The sequence below is a fragment of the Pseudomonas sp. 30_B genome (assembly GCF_017491605.1).
Taxonomy (GTDB): domain Bacteria; phylum Pseudomonadota; class Gammaproteobacteria; order Pseudomonadales; family Pseudomonadaceae; genus Pseudomonas.
This window is the reverse complement of sequence record NZ_JAFGYY010000446.1, coordinates 1-254: the sequence shown is the minus strand read 5'-3', so window position 1 is coordinate 254 and position 254 is coordinate 1. Positions and strand designations below refer to the sequence as shown.

Below are 254 nucleotides of genomic sequence, written 5' to 3'. Positions count from 1 at the left end.
TAAGCGCTGTGAGGCGTTGAGCTAACCGATACTAATTGCCCGTGAGGCTTGACCATATAACACCCAAACAATTTGCGTGTTGTACGGTGAAGACGTAACGAACCGAAAGTTCGTGTGAACCGCAAAGTACCTGTCACATACCCGAATCTGGATGAGCGTGTGCGCAAGCCACGAGCGTCCGAAAGAATTGCTTGACGACCATAGAGCGTTGGAACCACCTGATCCCATCCCGAACTCAGCAGTGAAACGACGCA

Annotated in this window: 1 rRNA gene; it reads left to right on the top strand. The window is 51.2% G+C overall.

Features of this window, described 5'->3' with window-relative positions:
- Positions 1 to 190: 190 nt before the first annotated feature.
- Positions 191 to 254: ribosomal RNA gene (rrf, locus tag J5M67_RS30090) — 5S ribosomal RNA — on the top strand; the annotation flags it as partial.